We start from the raw sequence: 17,826 nt of genomic DNA on the forward strand, positions 1-17,826 counted from the left end.
ACACCACCTGGGCCGTTAGTCCCTAACGGCCGCGTGGCTCCGGCTTGGACGATTCGCCGTATGACCGCGGGATGGATGACCCGGCACGAGACCCACATCGCCGTGGTGCTCTTGGCCGGCGACCGCGCCTACAAGATCAAGAAGCCCGTGGACATGGGATCCCTGGACTTCAGTACGCGGGCCAAACGGCTGGCGGCGTGCCGCCGCGAGGTCGAACTCAACGCCAGGTTCGCCCCGGACGTGTATCTCGGCGTGGCCGACATCATCGGCCCGGACGGTGAACCGTGTGACCATCTCGTGGTCATGCGCCGGATGCCGGACGAGCGCAGGCTCAGCGCGCTCGTCCGCGCCGGCGAGCCGTTGACGGACACCATCCGCCAGTTGGCGCGGACGATCGCGGCCGTCCACTCCAGCGCCCGGAGCTCGCCAACGCTCTGGTGGCGCTGGGTTAGCCGGAAGTAGAGCATGGTCCGGTCGTTGCCTCACCAAGCGCGTCAACCAGCGCTCGTACGCCCAGCTACGTACATGACCCTACTTTGGTGCGCACAAACAAAAGATGAGCGGTACCGTGAAGCCGCATCCAATTTCCACTGGAATGAAGGGCCGGGCCGGAGGACTTGGCGGACCGGTCCCTTCGGAACTGCCGGCCGTGCCGCCACCAGGCGACAGTGCGGGTGACGAAGGAGAGTCACATGCACTGGTATTACAGCGGGTGGGTCCTGGGTGGCTCGGCTGGTTGTTCACCGCCATCACCACGATCGTGTTCCTCGGTGGTCTGGTCACGCTCGGCGTGATCGTGGTGCGTCAGCTCCGCCGCGCCGGCCCAGCGAAGGGCGAGTCGACGGAGGAGATCCTGGTCGTGCGGTTCGCCCGCGGTGAGATCGACGAGGAGGAGTACCGGCGGCGCTGGGACGCTCTGCGGCAGTAGGGCCTTTCGACCCTCCCAATCCTGGCACCCGGCCCTAGGTGGCATCGCCCGTCGGCGGGCACTGTGGAGATCGCGAGACCTCCAGTAGCGTTCTCGTTGCCGGCCTCAAGGAGTCACCATGGGCATCTCGGTCTTTCTACTCGACGACCACGAGGTCGTCCGCCGCGGGTTGCAACAGCTGCTGGAGGCCGAGCCGGACATCGAGGTTGTCGGCGAGGCGGGTACCGCCGCCCAGGCCCTGGCCCGGATCCCCGCGCTCCGGCCCGATGTGGCCATCCTGGACGTGCGGCTCCCGGATGGCGAAGGCGTCTCGGTCTGTCGGGATATCCGCGCGTCGATCGAGCCACCTCCGGCGTGCCTGATGCTGACGTCGTACTCCGACGACGAGGCCCTGTTCAGCGCGATCATGGCCGGCGCGGCCGGGTACATGCTCAAGCAGGTCAGCGGCAACGACCTGGTCGGCGCGGTCCGCACCCTCGCTACCGGCGGCTCACTGCTGGACGCGGGTGTCACCGCCACCGTCCTCAACCGGCTGCGCAGCGGCGGCGAGCAGGAGGACCCGCGCTACGCCTCGCTCAGCCCGCAGGAGCGGCGCATTCTCCACCTGATCGCCGAGGGAATGACCAATCGGCAGATCGCCAGCCAGCTGTACCTGGCTGAGAAGACCGTCAAGAACTACGTCTCCTCATTGCTGCACAAACTCGGCTTCGAACGCCGCACCGAAGCTGCCGTCTACGCCACCCGCAGACGCGAAGAACAGCGCTAAGACCCTCGTCCCCAGGGTCCTTCGCCCCTGCCGTGGCCAAGGCACGAATCTGGGCGTATGAAGACACAGAAGATCATTGTCGGCGTTGATGGATCGCCCGCGAGCCACGCGGCATTGCGCTGGGCTACCGACCTCGCGGCGACCACCGGCGCTGTCGTGGCCGCGGTCGATGTTCAACGCCGTACGCCCGCGCTCATGCCAGCCGCGTCCATGGCACTTCTCCCCTACGGCACGCCGCCTGAGACACCAAGGGAGACCCGGGCTGAACGGCTGCACGCGATCGTCGCCGAGAACGGCGTGCTCGGCAGCGTCACCCAGGCGTGCGTCCGGCACGCCCCCTGTCCGGTCGTGATCATTCCCGCCCAAGGGAGATGATGAGCTGATGGACAAGAAGAGATGGCGTGATCTCGAACCGCGGCAACGGCGCGCGATCGTCATCGGCGGCGCTGTTCAGGCGACGCTGGCACTCGGGGCGTGGTACGACCTGTCGCACCGGCCGCGTGAGCTGGTCAACGGACCGAAAGCGATGTGGGCGCTGGTGATCGCGATCAACTTCATCGGCCCGATCGTCTACTTCCGGTTCGGCCGCCATCTACAGGAACCGGCCGAGCCGGGTGCGGGTGACGAGTAGCGAGCCCAGGCAGAACGACCCCCACGATCCCGCCGACGACCACAGCGAGTGCCTTGACCTCGGCCGGCGCGGCCAGCGGTCGCAAGGCCGTCGCCAACCCGATCAACACCGGGCCTTGCACGACGAACGCGGCGAACGCCGCCCGCGCGGCCCAGGTCCACAGCGGACCCGTGCCGGTGAGCCGCCGTTGCCCAAACCGAGCAGCCACACGGACCCTGCCACCATCACCGTGCCCTCCGAGCCGCGGCCAGCGGTCTTCGCCTACTAGGGAGAACGGTCATGGCTCTCACCGACATCTGGTTCGTGCTCATCGCGGTCCTGTGGACCGGGTACTTCGTCCTGGAGGGCTTTGACTTCGGCGTCGGCATGCTGCTGCGTGTCCTTAGCAAGGACGACACCGACCGCCGGGTGCTGATCAACACGATCGGCCCGGTGTGGGACGGCAACGAAGTGTGGCTGCTGGTCGCTGGCGGCGCCACCTTCGCCGCCTTCCCGCTCTGGTACGCCAGCCTCTTCTCCGGGTTCTACCTGGCACTGCTGGTGATCCTGGTCGCGCTCATCATCCGGGGCGTGGCGTTCGAGTTCCGCGGCAAGATCGACAGCGTCCGGTGGCGCCGCAACTGGGACCGGGCGATCATGGTCGGATCCACTGTCCCGGCGCTGCTGTGGGGTGTCGCGTTCGGCAACATCGTGCACGGGGTTCCGCTGGACGCCCAGCACCACTTCACCGGCACGTTCTTCATCCTGCTCAACCCCTACGCCCTGCTCGGCGGCCTCGCCACCCTGACCGTGTTCATGTTGCACGGCTGCGTGTTCCTCGCGTTGAAAACCACCGACACCGTACGGGACCACGCCATCGCACTGGCCAAACCGCTGGGCTCCGCCGCGATCCTCTGCGCGGGAGGCTTCCTCGCCTGGACCGCCGCCGACCATGGCGGATGGGCGTGGCTGTTCGCGATCGCCGCCGCCGTGGCGCTCGTGCTGGGTGTCTCCTACGCCATCGCCGGGCGGGAAGGCGTGGCGTTCGTGTGCACCGCGGTCGCCATCGTGGCCACCACGGTCACACTGTTCGCGGCGTTGTACCCGAACGTGCTGCCGTCCACCACGGACATCGCCAACAGCCTCACCACCACGAACGCGTCGTCTACACCGTACACACTCAGGATCATGACCTGGGTCGCGGTCGCGTTCACCCCGATCGTGCTGGTCTACCAGGGCTGGACGTACTGGGTGTTCCGCAAGCGCGTCACCCGCGCCTCGATCCCCTCGGGGCAGCGATGAGACCCCTGGACCCGCGGCTGCTACGACACGCGTCAGCCGCCCGCCCATTCGTCATCACCTGTGCCGCACTGGGTGTGGCGACCGCGGTTCTGGTTCTCTGCCAAGCGGAACTGCTCGCGACCATCATCACACGGGCGTTCCTCGACCACGCGGGACTCAGCGTGCTGGCCCTACCGATCGGAGCGCTGGTCTTGGTGGTGCTCGGCCGATCCGGGATCGCCTGGCTCGCCGAGACGTCCGCCCACCGGGCCGCCGCGAGTGTCCTGTCCCAACTCCGGGACACCGTGATAGGCGCGGCCCTGCGACTGGGCCCACGGACCACGAAGTCACCCGCTGAGCTGGCCACCCTCGCCACCCGCGGGGTGGACAAACTGGACGGTTACTTCGCCCGGTACCTGCCGCAACTGCTGATCGCGGCCGTGGTGCCCGCCGTGGTCGGGGCCCGGATCCTGCTGGCCGACTGGGTGGCCGCGGTGATCGTCGGCGTGACCGTGCCGCTGATCCCGATCTTCATGATCCTGATCGGGCGCTACACGCAACGGGACGTCCGCCGCCAATGGCGCACACTTTCCGTCCTGGGCAACCACTTTCTCGACCTGGTCGCCGGACTGGCCGTGCTCACCGCGTTCGGGCGGGCACGGGCACAGGTGAAGTCATTGCGCCAGATCAACGACCGGTACCGCAGGCACACCATGCGCACTCTGCGCGTCGCATTCCTGTCCGCGCTGGCGCTGGAGCTACTGGCCACCTTGTCGGTCGCGGTCGTCGCGGTGTCCATCGGCCTGCGGCTGCTGGCCGGCGGACTCGACCTGCACACCGCGCTCGTCGTACTCATCCTCGCCCCCGAGGTGTACCTACCGCTGCGAGCTGTCGGCGCACGGTTCCATGACAGCGCCGAAGGCCTCGCCGCGGCCGAGGACATCGCCGCGCTCACCGAAACCCCGACCCCGCAGGCCACCCGGACGCCCGCCCCGGACCCTGGGCAGGCGCCACTGCACCTGATCGACGTGACCGTCAACGGCCGGTCCGGCCCGATCCTCGACGCGCTGAACCTGCGGATCGAACCAGGCGAGATCGTCGCCGTCACCGGCCCCAGCGGAGCCGGCAAATCCACCCTGCTCGACCTGCTACTCGGCTGGCGCCAGCCGGACTCCGGCCAGGTGCGCGTCGACGGCGTCGAGCTCGCCGACCTGGATCGCGCCGCGTGGCAGCGCCGAATCGCATGGGTCCCCCAGCACCCCAACCTCGTCGCTGGAACCGTGGCGGACAACATCCGCCTCGGCAACCAGGACGCCACCACGACCGACCTGGAGGCCGCCGCGTTCGCCGCAGCGCTCGACGTTCCCGTCGCCGGCCGTGTGGGCGAACTCGGCGCCGGGTTGTCCACCGGACAACGCCGCCGAGTGGCGCTCGCCCGCGCGATCCTCGCCGACCGACCGCTGATCCTGCTCGACGAACCCACCGAAGGCGTCGACCCCGACACCGAGGCCGCCATCCTGGACCGCCTCCCCGCCGTCCTGGCCGGACGCACCGCCGTGATCGTCACCCATCACCCGGCCGTGCTCGACCTGTGCGACCGGGTGATCGCGCTGTCCGGTCAGACCTCGGACGCCACCGAACCCGATCCCGTTCCCGATCACGGGGCCAAGCCCACTTCGACCCGCCCAGCCCCGGTCTCCATCTCGCCAGATCCGCAGGTGCGGCGCGCAACCTGGCGACCGCTGCTGGCCGCCATCCGCCCGTACCGGATCAGGCTGGTCCTGGCGTGCGTGGTCGCCACCCTCGCTCTGAGCTGCGGCATCGCTCTGACCGCGACATCCTCCTGGCTGATCGCCAGCGCCGCCCTGCACCCACCTGTGCTGAGCCTGCTGGTCGCCATCGTCGCCGTCCGTACTTTCGGCCTGGCCAAGGGCGTCCTGCGGTACGTCGAACGGCTGCTGTCCCACGACATCGCCCTGCGGGCACTCACCGAGCTACGTGTGCGGGTGTGGCGGCAACTGGTGCGGATCGGCCCGGCCGTGACCGAACGCATGCGACGCGGCGAACTCCTACACCGCCTTGTGTCGGATGTGGACAGTCAACAGGACGTCCTGGTGCGTGGCTTGGTTCCGGGTGTCTCGACATTCCTCGTACTCGCTGGGACGGCCGCCGCGTTGGGAGCGTTCCTCCCCGGCGCGGGCATCGTCGCGGCGGTCGGATTCGTCCTGACCGGTGTTGTCGCGCCAACTGTCTCCGCCGCGACCGCGCGCCGCGCCCAGCTGCGATCGGCCTCACTTCGGGCGGACGTGACCGCCCGCACCACCGAACTCATGCAGGCGTCAGCCGACCTGATCGCCTTCGACGCGTCCACCGCACGCCGAGATCACCTCCTTGCCATGGACGCCCAACTCACCGCCGCCGCCCGGACGGCGGCCGTCACCCGTGGCCTGGGCAACGGGCTGGCGTACCTCGGCGTCGGGCTCACCTCCGTACTAGGCCTCGTCCTGGGCATCCGCGCCGGGGTGTCCGGTCCGGTCCTCGCCGTGCTGGCGTTGACGCCGCTCGCCGTCGCCGAGATCGTCGCCGGCCTGCCCGACGCCGCCCAACGGCTACTCGGTGCCGGCCACGCCGCCCGTCGCCTGGCCGATCTGGACGGCACCCCGACCCCACAGTCCGAACCAGCCGCCCCACACCAGGCCCCACCGGCGCGCAGCATGTCCACCAGCCGCCTGTCGGTCCGTTGGCCCGGCGCCCGCGGGGACGCCGTACACGACGTCGACCTGCGACTCGCCCCCGATCAGCGGATCGTGCTCACTGGTCCGTCCGGTGCGGGCAAGAGCACGCTGATCGCGGCGCTCATGCGCGAACTCGACCCGTCGGCGGGCCGGATCCTCATGAACCACGCCGACACCCGGCTCTACGCGAGCGACTCGGTCCGTGCGCGGCTGGCCTGGTGCGGCCCGGAGGCGCACCTGTTCGACAGCACCCTGGCCGAGAACCTCCGCCTGGCCCGCCCCGACGCCACGGACGAGCAACTGCGGGCCGCCCTCTGCCAGGCTCACCTGGGACCGTGGCTCGCCAGCCTGCCCGACGGCCTGGACACCCGGCTCGGTACGCACGGAACACCGATCTCCGGCGGCGAGCGCCAACGCATCGCCGTCGCCCGAGCCCTGCTGTCCGACCGACCAATCCTGCTGCTCGACGAACCCACAGCCCACCTCGACACCCCGACCGCACAAGCCCTCGCCGACGACATCCGTAGCGCCACCCAGGGCAAGTCCGCGATCATCGTGACCCACCATGCACCGGTGTTCGCCGGGTTGCCCGCGTTCTCCCTCGAACGGGAAGATGCCCAGCAACGCAGGCGCGCGAGCGCTGAACGTGGCTTGCGAGTTCAGGACGTACCGCAACAGGACCATCAGCAGCGTCGGCACCATGATCAGCAGGGCGACCGTGCCTGGGTCGTGCCGTAGCTGGGTGCGAATGCGCCGGGTTGTCCCGAGCGTGATCGATGCGTGCATCAGTGAATCGTCTCCACCGTGACGATGCCGGCCACGTTCAGTTGACGCCCAGCCCAGCTCGTTGTATACGTTCGTCCATCATTGAGAATCAGGGTTTCGGGGAAGTGCTGCGCGGTCATCGGCGCGCGGCGCGGCTGACGCTGGAGCAGCTGGCCGAGGCGTCGGGGGTCAGCGCACGGACCTTGTCGGACATGGAGCGCGGGCGAAGCAAGGGGCCCCAGCACCGGACTGTCACCGCTTTGGCAGACGCGCTTGCCCTGGAAGGGGATGCCTACAAGCAGCTCGTCGAGCTGGCGCGTGATGGCAGGCTGCGGGACCACTGGACGCGCCCAGCCCGCCTGTGTGAGCTGCCGCGGCTGGTTGACGACTTCACCGGCCGTGCCGTGGAACTGGCCTGGGCGAGCGATCTGGTGCACGCCGAGAGTGCGTCGGGCGCCGGTGTGGTGGGGCTCATCACCGGCTCAGGGGGCATGGGGAAGACCACGCTTGCGATCCGGGCCGCCCACGCGCTGTCACCGAGTTTCCCCGACGGGGTGTTCTTCCTTGACCTGTTGGGCATGTCCCCGCGGCCCGCAGCCGCCGCTGACGCGTTGCGGCTGCTGCTTCGCGCGCTCGGTGGCGTGGACGAGCAAATCCCGGCGGATGTCCCGGGGCGTGCTTCGCTGTACCGGTCGCTGCTGCGGGAAAGGCGTGCGCTGGTCGTCCTGGACAACGCCGGGTCGGAAGAGCAGGTGCGTCCGCTGCTGCCGGGAGACGGCACGAGCCGTGCGCTGATCACCGCCCGGCGGCTGTTGGCCGGTCTGGAGGGCGTACGCCGGCTCGCCCTCGGCCCTCTCTCGTTGCCGGAGGCCACGGAGCTGCTGACCGGAATCCTGGGCCAGCGCGCCGCCGACGACAAGGAATCGGCACTCGACCAGCTTGCCCAGTTGTGCGAGGGCATGCCGCTGGCGCTGCGGATCATCGGGAACCGGCTGGTCAGCCGACTCGGCTGGGATGCCGCCGAACTGGCGGCTCGGCTGACGGACGAGGAGCATCGTCTGGATCAGCTCAAGGCCGGTGACCTCAAGATCGCAACCGCGTTCGGGATGTCCTACGAGCAACTCGCGGACGCCGCCCGGCGGGTGTTTCGGCGGGTGGCAGTGGTACCGGGTCGCGACTTCGACGCTGCCCTCGCCGGGGTGGTGGGCGAGGTGCCGGTGGAGGTCGCCTGGGATGCTCTGGACGAACTCGTCGACCTCGGCCTGCTGCTGGACAGTCCTGCGGGACGGTACCGGTTCCACGACCTGGTCCGTCTGTTCGCTCGCACGCGGCTCGACGAGGAGGAATCCTCGGCCGAACGTGAGGCGTTGACGGCGAGGGTGACGTCATGGCTGCTGCGGATGGCCACGATGGCCGGGCGGTGGTTCGAACCCGGCGATGGTCGCTCCGGTCCGCCCGACCCGGACCTCCTGATCGTGTCCTGCGCGGAAGAGGCCGAGAACTGGTTGCGCGCGAATGTGGACAACTGGCTGGGTGCGTTGCGGTCCGCGGCGGAGGATGGCCAGCACTTCGCCGTGGTGGACTGCGCGGCGTCAATGCGCCGGTTCTCCGAGCGGTGGCCGCACGCAGCGCACTGGCGTTTGGTCTTCACGCTCGGCGCGGAGGCCACCGCCGCGCTGAATGACCTACCGCAGCAGGCCGCCCAGCTCGGCTCCACCGCCGTTGTCACGAGGGACGCCACGCCGAGGCGTCGGGGATGATGCCGACGATCGCGGCACGGAGCCGGCCCGCTGCGCGTTTCCGGATTGCCCAGCGACCGCCGTCCTCTGCCGCCGGACCGGCGCGATCTCCACGCCCCCGGCGTCCCTGACCCCGTCGGCGCCCCGCACGGTCCTTGCGCGGCCACTTCTGCGTGCTGTTCTGCGTGGTGCCGCCGATTCCCGGCCAGTTGACTTGGCAGCACCGGGACCGGCGTCACCCCGGGAGTCCGTGGTAACTCGACGAGAAGGAAACCCGAACCATGTCGGACAGGCCGACCAAGATCAGCTTCGTCTATCCCAACCCCACCGACCCGGCCGCCTTCGAAGCGGCTTACCCCGACCAGCTCGCGCTGGCGCGCAAGCTCCCCGGCCTGATTCGGCTCCAGGCGTCGAAGGTCTGGCCGAAGGAAGACGGCAGCCCGACCCCGGCGTACCGATTGCTGGACCTGTACTTTACCGACTACGCGGCGGCCAGCACCGCCGCCGCGGAGGCGGGCAGCTTGGTCGGCGCAACCCTTGAGCACTCCACCGGAGGCGTGGTGATCGCCTTCGCGGAGGTAGTCGACGACACCCTGATGTAGTTCGCGATCACGTGGTTTCGCTGACGTGAGCCAGCTGGTGCACCGTGACGCCAAGCTCGGCGTCGGCGTTGAAACTGTTCGTGGAGCATGTGCTGGCACGGGCCGACGTGGACCGCCCGTTCGAATGTCCTCCAGTGGCCTTGTCGTCAAAGGACACTGGGTGGACGAGCGGGTTCACATGCCCGTGCCGGCCTGTGCTTTCACCGTCGGCGCTGGCTGGCTGGGTACGTCAATACCGGACAACCATCCAGAAACACGTCACTCCATCGACCCGTCCACGAGGACAGGCCAATGGAGCGACTTTCTCGTGTGCCGATCAGCGGATGGGGGCTATCACCCGCACATCGACCACGCCAGGGACCGCACCCGCGACCACGGTCGCGATGTGCCGGTCAGCGTTGTCATCGAACTCGTCGGCGAGCGTCACCACACCGTCCTGGACCGTGGCGTCCCAGTCACCGCGCCGGAAACAGAGCTCCAGGTGGTGCCGGACGTCCTTTGCGATGGCGTTGTCGTCACGGGCGATCGTGCGCAGCAGGTCCCGGCGGGTCACGATGCCCACCAGGAACTCGCCGTCCACGATCGGAATGGCCCGAAGATGCCGCTCGAGCATGATCCGCGCCAACTCAGCGGCGTCGGCGTTGGGGCCGCGCGTGATCACGTCCTTGGTCATCACAGCGCCGACGGTCGACGCGGGAGCGCTGGTGGGCCGAACCGGCCAGTCGGAGTGCATCCGCGAGCGTGGGTCGACGCTGATACGCCCGGACAGGATGTCGGCCTCGGTGACCATGCCGACGAGCCGCCCGTCGGCGTCCACCACCGGCAGGGTGGTGAATCCGTTTTCCACCAACAGATTGGCGGCTTCCTTGGCCAAGGTGAACGGGCTGACGGTGACCGGAGGCCGGGTCATCACGTCACGAGCTCGCATGACCGGTGCTCCTCACCTCGGGCCGGACCACCACAACGGGCACATTCGAGTGCCGCACGCACGCGGAGCTGACCGAACCCAGTGGCGCCTTGCGCAGGTGCTCTCCGCTGTGGGTCGCCACGACGAGCATCGCGCCGTCCCGCGCCGCTTCCACCAGTGCCTTGGCCGGTACGCCCTCCACCGCGGACTCGACGATCGGCGGGACCGTCGTGCGGCCTTCGATGGCCAGCCGTACCGTGCTGGACAGCTTCTTCTCCGCGACCTGACGGACTTCGTTGTCAGGCATCCAGGCGAAGTCCGCGACCGGCCCGACCGACCACACAGTCACCGCGTGCACCGAGCAACGCCGGATACTCGCCTCGTCGATCGCCCAGGCCAACGCCCGGCGCGCGGCGTCGGAATCGTCCACGCCCACGACTATCGGGCGGTTACCGTTCTGCTCGACCATCTCGACAGCCCCTTTCTCCCTTGGGTTCTCGCTACTCACTGTCCGTCGCGCGCCGGCTCTGCCGATAGGGTCGAACTGCCCGAGGACGCGGGGTCGTCCGGTCCGGTGTCCAGCCGGAACGGCGCGGCACGCGGGGCGCGAACAGGGCACACCGGCGGGGCGATCCACAGCCGGACGACATCCCGTTGGCCGCCGCGATCCCCTGCCGCCGGACCGACCGCCGCCTCGACAGTTCCTGGCCGGTGCCAAGGGTTCTGTCGCAGGTTCGCCGGTGCCGGTCTGCCACAGCCCACGAACGCCTACGCGGATCCGGACGCCGGCGAGCTTGTCGTCGTGGGCACCGCGTCGGACGACCTGCACTCGCGGCTTCGCGCCGGGGAGGCGGCCAGCGCCGTGCTGCTCTGGGCCACGTCGTTCGGTTTCGCCACCTGCCCGCTGACGCAGCCGTTGGAAGTGGTCACAGTACGCCGGACCGTCCGGGCACAAGTGCTCGGTGCCAACAGGTCCGGGTGCGCCGGGACGGTCGTTCTCAGTGACGCCAGGTACATCCCCGGAATGTCCTTGTTGTTCTTCGGCCGACGACGCTTGGCCGGGCCGCGCGGCCGCCGCTTGACGGACAGGACATCGCTCCACCGCTTCATGACTACCTCCCCGGGTTCGGGCGCGTCTCATCGTGGCGAGGTCAGCGGTGCCGGCACATGAGTCGACGGTCTACCCGATGTCCCGTCCAATGCCCTTGTGGTGTCGGGACTTTCGGCCCGATCGTGCGCGCCGCCAAGTCGACAGCATTGTGGTCAGCTTCGAGAAAGGAGGTCTTCATGTCCATCCATGACAACCCCACGGTGAACGACGAGCTGCAAGTGTCCACACGCCAGGCCGCCGAGAGCGCTCCCGCGCATGGTGCGGTGATGACCACGACTGCGGGCAAGTGGGTCGCGGTGCTGCGGATCGCCACCGGCCTGCTGTTCCTCTGGGCGTTCCTGGACAAGACGTTCGGGCTGGGCTACTCGACCAAAGCCGCGAACGCCTGGATCAACGGCGGCTCGCCGACCAAGGGCTTCCTCAGCCACGTCAACGTTGGCCCGTTCGCCGACACGCTCAAGGGCTGGGCCGGCGGCTGGCTCACCGACTGGCTGTTCATGCTCGGTCTGCTCGGCATCGGCGTCGCCGTCACCCTCGGCATCGGACTGCGGATCTCCGCGGTCGCCGGCACGCTCATGATGCTCCTGATGTGGGTCGCCGAATGGCCACTGGCGCAGACCAACCTGGCCGGCCAGCCGTCCGGGTCGACCAACCCGCTCATCGACTACCACTTCGTCTACGCGGTCGTGCTGATCGCGCTCGCCGTCACGTACGCCGGCAACACGTGGGGCCTGGGCCGCACGTGGGCCAGGCTCGACATCGTCCGGCAGAACCGTTGGCTGATCTGACGACCAGCCATCCCCAAGCGCCCGCCGTGGTCACGGCGGGCGCCTTGTCCTGTCAGGGACTTTCGACCCTATCTGATTCCGCCAGGCCGCCGCACAGTGAAGGGGAAGTGAGATCAAAGGGGTGCAGGGTGGATACCGCTGGGCTGGAGATACTCGGCGAGGAGGAATGCCTCCGGCTGCTGGCCGACGTCCCGGTGGGGCGGATCGTGTACATCGACCGGGCGCTGCCGGCGATCCAACCGGTCAACTTCGTCGTGCACGGACAGTCGGTGGTGATCCGGACAGCTGCGCGCAGCCGCTTGGCGATCGCCGCGACCGGGACCGTGGTCGCGTTCGAAGTGGACGAGTTCAACGACAACTGTGTCCGCCACGGATGGAGCGTGGTCGCGGTCGGCAGGGCCGGTCAGGTCACCGACGACCAGGAACTCGCCTCCGTACGCCAGCGCGGCCTGCGACCGTGGGCCCCGGGCACGCGAGAATACTACCTGCGCGTCGATATCGAGATCATCTCCGGCCGCAGGCTCAGGCACGCCGATGCGCCCGCTGGCCCCTAAAGTCCAGCGGGCGCATGGGAGGCCACCTACTTCTGGAACTCGCTCATCGCATCCTTCTCAGGAACAGATCCACGTACCCGGTCGGCGCGACGCGCACCCGCGCGTCCACCACGATCCCGCCGTTCTCCCCCACGACCAACGGGTTGATGTCCAACTCGGTGACCTCTGGCAGCGCCTCGGCGAGCTTCGCGACCCGCACCAGCACGTCTCGCGCGACCGACTTGTCCACCGTTGACTTGAACAGCCTCGGTGCGAACTCGGAAACGGCGTCACGAACGTCCTTCTCGGTGGCCAGGCCCAGTCGGACACCGCCACCACGGCCCTTGTGCAACAGCCCACTGGCCACCGCCTTGTCCAGGTATCGGTTGTCCGGTGCCAGATCGATGCACACCTCGATGGCGTCGAAGTCGGACTTCATCGCCACGTCCAGACCGAGGTCCTGGAACACCCGCGGCATCCGCCAGTTCGTGGGCAGCACGGTGCCGATGCCATGATGCTGCACCTGGCGGGACACCACGTCGGAGGTACCGGTCGTCATCGGGCATCGCGCGACGCAGCGCGACCGCCTGATCGTAGTCGGCCGGACCCAGTTCCCGGACGGTCACCATCGTGCCGTCGGCGAGCAAGGTCGTCACCGCGTCGGCGGACACGCTCATCGTCACTCCTTTCGCCCAGGTCTCCGTCCTACGGCCGGAAGTCCTTGTCCGTTAAGGGCTATCGCCCAGGAAATCCGGCCGTCCGCCCATGACCGGAACCGCCAGCGATCGGCCACCATGAACCAGGGAAGGAAACAACACAATGGACTGGACAGTACGTTTGCGACTGAGCGAGTCAGCGGGTTCCGTCGTCGCGACAGCGACATTGGTCGACCAGGACGAAGGTGTGCTGACGGCCACCGCGCAGTTCCGTCCCGTGTCCGTGGACAGCCCGACGTCACGCACGCAGTACGAACTGGCGGCGGCCCGCGCTCTGCAACGCCTGTCGGAGGCGCTGATCATGGCGGCTACCCGGTCAAAGTGAAGTAGTTCTCTTCTTCACCGCGATCACGCTGCCCGCCAGGTACTCCCGACCAGTAACGTGCCGGCCAACAGCAACGCGACGGACGCGATCAGCAGAAACCGGGCCATCGTCAACGCTCGTTCACAGTGTCCGGACCAGGTCCGAGAAGGATCGACGAGGGCTGGCCGCGACCGACAGGCTGGGCCGCCCGACCCGGAGCAGGGCGTGGGGGAACCCGGGCAGGTGCAGTCGCTCGCTGAGCCCGGCCCGTACCTCGGCGAGCTGCAGCGGCTGGGTGATCACCGAGACCGCGAGACCGAGATGGGTCGCGGCCAGCCAGGCCCGTTCGATCGCCGCCCCGGCGATCAGGTGATCCCGCCTGCCGTCGTCCACCGTCTCGACCACCAGGACGCACTCGTCGGCGATCCGGGCAGTCAGCACCTCGTGGTCCGGCACCCCGTCACCGAGCCGCACCAGCCCGCCGAACAGGCCGTGCGTCAACTGGTCGACCGGGATCCCAGCCCGGTCCCGGCCACGCCGGACCGTCCACGACCGCAGCTCCCGCTGGTAGCGATGATCGTGGTGGAGCAGCTCAGCGGTGTGTTCCATCAGTCCGGCGACCATGCCCGCCTCGTCGGCCGCGAGCCGGCGAGAACTCACCCGTTCGCCGACCAGAGCCGCCTCCACCGCGTCGATCTCGTGTGGTGTCAGCGGTTTGTCGTCGAACCGGTAACGATGGCTGCGTCGCTCGGGAATGGCGGCGTACCAGTCCGCCTCGGTCTCCGTCGGTGGTTGACGCCGAACCGCGGTCACGGTCGCCACCAGGTCCGGCTGCGCCGGATCCGGCAACAGGAGCGTGCTGACCTGCCAACCCATGACCCGCATCGCGAGCCGCAGGTTGGTCAGCGCCGCCCCGCAGGACAGCAGCCGGTCGCGGCCCTTGGGCTCGTGGTGTGGCAACGCGACATCCCACCGTTCGAACAGCAGGACGCTGCGTTCGTGCAACTCCATCACCCAGGGCTGACTGTTGTGCACCGACGGAGCCTGCGCCACCGCCCGGAACAAGGTCCGCACCTCGATCGGCGACCAGAACGACATGACACTCTCCAGGGGTCAGTAGAGCGGGCCCATCGTGGCGCTCGCGGTCTCCGCGACCTTCTCGCGCTTGCGGTGCTTCTCCGGGATGACGACCACCGGGCACGAGGCGCGGTGCACGCAGTAGGAGCTGACCGAACCAAGCAGCGCCTCGGCCAGCCGGCTCGCGCCGTGGCTGCCGACGACCAGCAGATCCGCGTCCTGGGCGGCACGCACCAACGCCGGGCCGGGCTGGCCCTCCAGCAGGACCTGCCGGATCTCCACCCGCTTGTCGTCCCCGGCCGCCTCCTCGACCGAGCTGCTCAGCAACTGCTGCTGGTCGGCGAGCACCTCGTCGCGGGGGCGCAGCTGGATGATGTCCGCTCGGGCGAGCCCGGTGGTTGTGGGGTCGGAGTGCCAGGCGTTCACCGCGTCCACGCGGGTGCCGCGCCGGGCGGCCTCGTCGATCGCCCACTTCAGGGCCTCGATGCTGACGGCGGAGCCGTCGACGCCGACAACGATCGTCATGATGTCCTCCTGGGTGTCCAGTCACGGATCTCGGGCAGGTCCTCGCCTGTCCGACGGATGTGGTCGTGGTGCTTGGCCAACCTGGCCAGCAGTTCCTGACGCAGGTGCCCGATCCGGTTTCCGATGCGCGGCACGCGTTCCAGGGCGGCCAGGGCGAGGTGGTAGCGGTCGAGTTCGTTGAGCACGCACATGTCGAACGGTGTCGTGGTCGTGCCGTAGTCGTGGAAACCCCAGACATGCAGGTTGTCGTGACCCGGACGGCGATACGTCAGCCGGTGGATCAGCCAGGGGTAGCCGTGGAACGCGAAGATCACCGGCTGGTCGGCCGTGAAGATCTCGGCGTACTCGCGGTCGCTGATGCCGTGCGGGTGCTGCTCGGGGGAGAACAGGCGGCCGAGGTCGACCACGTTCACCACCCGGATCCGCAGGTCCGGCACCAACTCCCGCAGAACGTCCACAGCCGCCAGCGCCTCTTGGGTGGGAACGTCTCCCGAGCAGGCGAGCACCACGTCGGTGTCGCCGTCGAGATCGTTGCTGGCCCAGCTCCACACCCCGAGTCCCTGTTCGCAGTGCGCGCGGGCCTCATCGGCGGTGAGGTACTGGTGGGCGGGCTGCTTGCCCGCGACGATCACGTTCACCAGCCCACGGGTGCGCAGGCAGTGATCGGCCACGCTCAGCAGGGTGTTGGCGTCCGGCGGCAGGTAGACCCGGGCGACCTCGGGTCGTTTGCTCAGCACGTGGTCGACGAACCCCGGGTCCTGATGGGACGCTCCATTGTGGTCCTGGCGCCACACGTGCGAGGTCAACAGGTAGTTCAGGCTCGGCACCGGCCGCCGCCACGGGATGTCCGCCGCGGTGTGCAGCCATTTGGCGTGCTGGGCCACCATCGAGTCGACGATGTGCGTGAACGCCTCGTAGCTCGACAGCAGCCCATGCCGGCCGGTCAACAGGTAGCCCTCGAGCCAGCCCTGGCACAGGTGCTCGGACAGCACTTCGAACACCCGCCCGTGCGGCGACAGGTGCTCGTCGCCCGGCTCGATCGGCAGCTGCCACCGCCGGCCGGTCACCTCGAAGACGTCGCCGAGCCGGTTGGAGGCGTGCTCGTCCGGCGCGAAATACAGCAGACGCCCGGCGTTCAGGGACATCGCGTCGCGGAGATACCCACCGAGCGCGCGGGTCGCCTCCGCCGGCCGGGTGACGTCCACTGTGTACCGCTGCCAGTCGGGAAGGTTCAGATCCCGCTGGATTAGGCCGTGGGCGATCGGGGTGGCGCTCATCCGCTTGTCGCCCAGCGGATGCCAGTACCGCACCGGCCCTGCCGGGGTGCCGTCGACGTCGAACAGTTCGTCCGGGCGGTAGGACTGCAGCCATGCCTCCAGTTGGGCCTGCTTGTGCGGGTCGGACCGGATGTCGGTGATCGGCACCTGGTGCGAGCGCCATGAGCCCTCGAACTCGCGCGGCCCGGTCCAGCCCTTGGGCGTACGCAGAACGATCATCGGCCACCCGGCCTGGCGGTGACCACCGTTCTTGATCTCGCTGATACCGGTCAGGCACTCGCGCAGCGCATGACCGTACGCCTCGTGGACCTCGAACGGATCCGAGCCGACCACCTCGATCGGGCGCCAGCCGTGCGCGCGCAGGATCGCCGCCAGGTCCTCGCGGGGCAGCCGGGACAGCACGGTCGGGTTGGCGATCTTGTACCCGTTCAGGTGCAGGATCGGCAGCACCGCCCCGTCGGTTCTCGGGTCAAGGAACGCGGGCGCGTGCCAACTCGTGGCCAGCGGCCCGGTCTCGGCCTCGCCGTCGCCGATCACGCACGCCACGACCAAGTCCGGGTTGTCCAACGCGGCCCCGGTCGCGTGGGCGAGCGCGTACCCCAGCTCGCCGCCTTCGTGGATGGAGCCGGGCAGGTGTGGTGACGCGTGGCTGGGCACCCCGCCGGGGAAGGAGAACTGCCGGAACAGCTGCCGCATCCCGGCCTCGTCCTGGGCGACATGCGGGTACAGCTCGGAATACGTACCTTCCAACCAGGCTGCGGCATTCAGACCGGCGGCACCGTGGCCGGGACCAGTGACCAACAACGCGTTCACGCCGTCACGCATGATCGCGTGGTTGAGATGCGCGTAGGTCAACGTGATCCCCGGAACCGTCCCCCAATGGCCCAGCAGCCGTGGTTTGACGTGTTCGGGCAACACCGGAGTGCGCAGCAAAGGGTTGTCCAGCAAGTAGATCTGGCCGACCGAGAGGTAGTTGGCCGCGCGCCACCACGCGTCGATCCGATGCACGGTGTCAGCGCCGGAGCGAACGTCGGCGGGCTGGGTCTGGGCGGTCATCGGCTGCCTTCCGTCGAAGTCGTCGACCACCACGCTGCCCGCCGGGCCAGACCCACCGACACCGCCGGGAGCCCCGAGCGGCTCGGGACTTTCGCCCTGTACCGCC

Annotated in this window: 20 protein-coding genes; 13 read left to right on the forward strand and 7 right to left on the reverse strand. The window is 68.8% G+C overall.

Annotated elements, in window-relative coordinates:
- The first annotated feature begins 60 nt into the window (after positions 1 to 60).
- The 10 genes from EV192_RS09100 to EV192_RS09150 all read left to right on the forward strand — a co-directional run bounded on the left by EV192_RS09100 (position 61) and on the right by EV192_RS09150 (position 9,426).
- On the forward strand, positions 61 to 462 hold the full coding sequence (locus EV192_RS09100; RefSeq protein ID WP_132113380.1) for a hypothetical protein: 402 nt from the start codon (positions 61 to 63) through the stop codon (positions 460 to 462).
- A gap of 250 nt (positions 463 to 712) precedes the next feature.
- Positions 713 to 928 (forward strand): SHOCT domain-containing protein, encoded by a 216-nt coding sequence (locus tag EV192_RS09105; protein WP_243726738.1) that lies wholly within the window; start codon positions 713 to 715, stop codon positions 926 to 928.
- A gap of 118 nt (positions 929 to 1,046) precedes the next feature.
- On the forward strand, positions 1,047 to 1,694 hold the full coding sequence (locus tag EV192_RS09110) for a response regulator (protein WP_132113383.1): 648 nt from the start codon (positions 1,047 to 1,049) through the stop codon (positions 1,692 to 1,694).
- Positions 1,695 to 1,751: 57 nt separating this feature from the next.
- Positions 1,752 to 2,069 carry a universal stress protein gene (locus EV192_RS09115; RefSeq protein ID WP_132113385.1) on the forward strand — a complete coding sequence of 106 codons (318 nt, stop codon included), beginning with the start codon at positions 1,752 to 1,754 and terminating at the stop codon, positions 2,067 to 2,069.
- Positions 2,070 to 2,076: 7 nt separating this feature from the next.
- Entirely contained in the window at positions 2,077 to 2,325 is a 249-nt protein-coding gene (locus EV192_RS09120; protein WP_132113387.1) for a PLD nuclease N-terminal domain-containing protein, read from the forward strand.
- The gene (locus tag EV192_RS09125) at positions 2,315 to 2,593 is read left to right on the forward strand and encodes a hypothetical protein (RefSeq protein ID WP_132113389.1); all 279 of its coding nucleotides are present in this window, start codon (positions 2,315 to 2,317) and stop codon (positions 2,591 to 2,593) included. The genes EV192_RS09120 and EV192_RS09125 overlap by 11 nt, the downstream gene beginning before the upstream one ends.
- Positions 2,594 to 2,604: 11 nt before the next feature.
- Positions 2,605 to 3,606 carry a cytochrome d ubiquinol oxidase subunit II gene (gene cydB / locus EV192_RS09130; RefSeq protein ID WP_132113391.1) on the forward strand — a complete coding sequence of 334 codons (1,002 nt, stop codon included), beginning with the start codon at positions 2,605 to 2,607 and terminating at the stop codon, positions 3,604 to 3,606.
- Positions 3,603 to 7,058: a thiol reductant ABC exporter subunit CydD gene (cydD, locus tag EV192_RS09135; protein ID WP_243726739.1), complete on the forward strand. Its 3,456-nt coding sequence runs from the start codon at positions 3,603 to 3,605 to the stop codon at positions 7,056 to 7,058. The genes cydB and cydD overlap by 4 nt, the downstream gene beginning before the upstream one ends.
- Before the next feature lie 152 nt (positions 7,059 to 7,210).
- Positions 7,211 to 8,845, forward strand: coding sequence for an XRE family transcriptional regulator (locus EV192_RS09145; protein WP_165960300.1), 1,635 nt, complete (start codon positions 7,211 to 7,213; stop codon positions 8,843 to 8,845).
- Between the two features lie 260 nt (positions 8,846 to 9,105).
- Complete coding sequence (locus EV192_RS09150; protein WP_132113395.1) at positions 9,106 to 9,426, forward strand: EthD family reductase; 321 nt, start codon at positions 9,106 to 9,108, stop codon at positions 9,424 to 9,426.
- A 316-nt stretch (positions 9,427 to 9,742) separates the two neighbouring features.
- On the opposite strand, the gene EV192_RS09155 is transcribed toward EV192_RS09150, so the two are convergent.
- The 3 genes from EV192_RS09155 to EV192_RS53690 form a co-directional block, all read right to left on the reverse strand.
- The gene (locus EV192_RS09155) at positions 9,743 to 10,354 is read right to left on the reverse strand and encodes a CBS domain-containing protein (RefSeq protein WP_132113397.1); all 612 of its coding nucleotides are present in this window, start codon (positions 10,352 to 10,354) and stop codon (positions 9,743 to 9,745) included.
- Complete coding sequence (locus EV192_RS09160; RefSeq protein WP_132113399.1) at positions 10,341 to 10,802, reverse strand: universal stress protein; 462 nt, start codon at positions 10,800 to 10,802, stop codon at positions 10,341 to 10,343. Before EV192_RS09160 ends, EV192_RS09155 begins: the two co-directional genes overlap by 14 nt.
- A 299-nt stretch (positions 10,803 to 11,101) precedes the next feature.
- Positions 11,102 to 11,443 carry a hypothetical protein gene (locus tag EV192_RS53690; RefSeq protein ID WP_165960302.1) on the reverse strand — a complete coding sequence of 114 codons (342 nt, stop codon included), beginning with the start codon at positions 11,441 to 11,443 and terminating at the stop codon, positions 11,102 to 11,104.
- Between the two features lie 177 nt (positions 11,444 to 11,620).
- Here EV192_RS53690 and EV192_RS09170 point away from each other — a divergent pair, with 177 nt between their 5' ends.
- Positions 11,621 to 12,232 carry a DoxX family membrane protein gene (locus EV192_RS09170; protein ID WP_132113401.1) on the forward strand — a complete coding sequence of 204 codons (612 nt, stop codon included), beginning with the start codon at positions 11,621 to 11,623 and terminating at the stop codon, positions 12,230 to 12,232.
- Between the two features lie 128 nt (positions 12,233 to 12,360).
- Positions 12,361 to 12,786: a pyridoxamine 5'-phosphate oxidase family protein gene (locus EV192_RS09175; protein WP_207925949.1), complete on the forward strand. Its 426-nt coding sequence runs from the start codon at positions 12,361 to 12,363 to the stop codon at positions 12,784 to 12,786.
- Between the two features lie 43 nt (positions 12,787 to 12,829).
- Here EV192_RS09175 and EV192_RS09180 read toward each other — a convergent pair whose 3' ends face one another.
- Positions 12,830 to 13,324, reverse strand: coding sequence for an acetate--CoA ligase family protein (locus EV192_RS09180; RefSeq protein WP_132113402.1), 495 nt, complete (start codon positions 13,322 to 13,324; stop codon positions 12,830 to 12,832).
- A gap of 260 nt (positions 13,325 to 13,584) precedes the next feature.
- Here EV192_RS09180 and EV192_RS09185 point away from each other — a divergent pair, with 260 nt between their 5' ends.
- Positions 13,585 to 13,806 (forward strand): dsRBD fold-containing protein, encoded by a 222-nt coding sequence (locus tag EV192_RS09185; RefSeq protein ID WP_132113404.1) that lies wholly within the window; start codon positions 13,585 to 13,587, stop codon positions 13,804 to 13,806.
- Between the two features lie 120 nt (positions 13,807 to 13,926).
- Here the strand turns inward: EV192_RS09185 and EV192_RS09190 are convergent, their stop codons facing one another.
- The 3 genes from EV192_RS09190 to EV192_RS09200 are packed head-to-tail and all read right to left on the reverse strand — an operon-like array spanning position 13,927 to position 17,720.
- Entirely contained in the window at positions 13,927 to 14,883 is a 957-nt protein-coding gene (locus EV192_RS09190; protein WP_132113406.1) for an Acg family FMN-binding oxidoreductase, read from the reverse strand.
- 15 nt (positions 14,884 to 14,898) lie between these two features.
- A complete protein-coding gene (locus EV192_RS09195; RefSeq protein WP_132113408.1) occupies positions 14,899 to 15,387 on the reverse strand; it encodes a universal stress protein in 489 nt (162 codons plus the stop codon).
- A complete protein-coding gene (locus EV192_RS09200) occupies positions 15,384 to 17,720 on the reverse strand; it encodes a phosphoketolase family protein (protein WP_132113410.1) in 2,337 nt (778 codons plus the stop codon). The genes EV192_RS09195 and EV192_RS09200 overlap by 4 nt, the downstream gene beginning before the upstream one ends.
- Positions 17,721 to 17,826: the final 106 nt, after the last annotated feature.

Origin of the sequence: Actinocrispum wychmicini (assembly GCF_004345645.1) — a bacterium.
GTDB lineage: Bacteria > Actinomycetota > Actinomycetes > Mycobacteriales > Pseudonocardiaceae > Kibdelosporangium > Kibdelosporangium wychmicini.